The sequence below is a fragment of the Prevotella amnii CRIS 21A-A genome, assembly GCF_000177355.1.
Lineage (GTDB): Bacteria > Bacteroidota > Bacteroidia > Bacteroidales > Bacteroidaceae > Prevotella > Prevotella amnii.
In genome coordinates this window covers 1-1,433 of record NZ_ADFQ01000101.1, presented here as the reverse complement: position 1 = coordinate 1,433, position 1,433 = coordinate 1, and the positions used below count along the sequence as shown (strand labels likewise).

Annotated in this window: 2 protein-coding genes; both read left to right on the top strand. The window is 46.1% G+C overall.

Annotated elements, in window-relative coordinates; genetic code table 11:
* The first annotated feature begins 1 nt into the window (after position 1).
* The gene (locus HMPREF9018_RS09310) at positions 2-988 is read left to right on the top strand and encodes a toprim domain-containing protein (RefSeq protein ID WP_008450909.1); all 987 of its coding nucleotides are present in this window, start codon (positions 2-4) and stop codon (positions 986-988) included.
* A gap of 4 nt (positions 989-992) precedes the next feature.
* A partial coding sequence (locus tag HMPREF9018_RS09305) for a DUF3408 domain-containing protein (protein ID WP_008450911.1) occupies positions 993-1,433 on the top strand: 441 nt, incomplete at its 3' end.

The following is a 1,433-nucleotide window of genomic DNA, read 5'->3' as shown; positions in this document are numbered from 1 at the left end:
AATGAAAGAAGAAGATTTATCACGCATCAAGCGATACCCCATAGTGGAGTATCTTGAAAGGAAAGGTATCAAACCAGTGCGCAGGATACCAGCCTATGCCCTTTACCATTCACCGCTTCGTGAAGACACACATCCAAGTTTCAAGGTGGACACTGAGAAGAACCTTTGGATAGACTATGCCGAAGGCAGAGGTGGAAGTATTATCGACCTTTGTATGCGATTGGATGGCTGCACATTGTCGGAAGCCATCCGCATTTTGGGACGGAACGCACCCGATAGCACTACTTGTAGTTCTCAAAAGGCAGACATGGCAATGAAAAGAAGTAGCATACCTATGGCATCCGCAAGTGGAGTAAGGAGACTGATAGAAATATCAGACACCTTACCTCCACACTTATTAAAGTATCTTGAGGAAGACCGTTGCATCAACTTAGAAAAGGCTATGCCCTTTCTGCGTTGTATCAGCTATGAGGTAAGAGGGCTGCACTATCAAGCCATAGGTTTCGCCAACCAATCGGGCGGTTATGAACTTCGGGATAATGGCTCTTTCAAGGGAACGATTGCTCCGAAGGATATTACCCCCGTGTTCACGGATAAGATAACGGATAGAATGAAATCGGTCTGCGTGTTCGAAGGTTTTATGGACTTTCTATCCTTCCTTTCAATGAAAGAAGAAATCATCAGCCATTGCCTTGTGATGAACTCCGTGAGTAATGTGGCAAGGAGCATTCGCTATCTCAATGACAGGCAAGTATCCTCCATTCATACCTTCCTTGACAATGACGAAGCTGGACGGAGAGCTACGGAGGATTTCATAGAGGCTGGTTTCAAGGTAGATGATATGTCCGTGCATTATAGAAACTTCAAAGACCTCAACGAATATCACATCCACAGGGTGCGTGAACAGCAGAAAAGCCTATCATTGACGATGACACAAACACAAACCAATCCCATAAAGGTAAAACAAGTTAAACATAAAATGAGATAAAGACATGGAAAAGAATATGAACACTACAGAAGCGGACAAGAGCCTCGAATGGTATCTGAACGGAGGAGATGACGAAGACGGCAGTGTGCCGACAACGCAAAATGAAGTTGCATTAAAGGGGAGTACCGCTCCCATAAAAGAGCCGATAGAGGATGCACGGCAGCAGGAAAAACGTACGGCAAAAATCCAATCGGAGTGTTCCACGGAGCAATCAGAGCAATCCAGGATGGCACGGCATATCGGGCAATCGCAGAATGCCAAGCGACCGCAGAATGACGAGCGTCCTCAGCACTCCGAGAGCGTTCCTGTTCAGAAACGCATCAGTGCCAAAATGAGAAAGGAAACGCTCGAAGCATACAAGCAAGCCTATCTTGTCCCAACCAAATTGGTAAGTAGAAAGGCGGTCTATCTGGGCAAGGAAACACAGGAACGTGCGGACTTCATT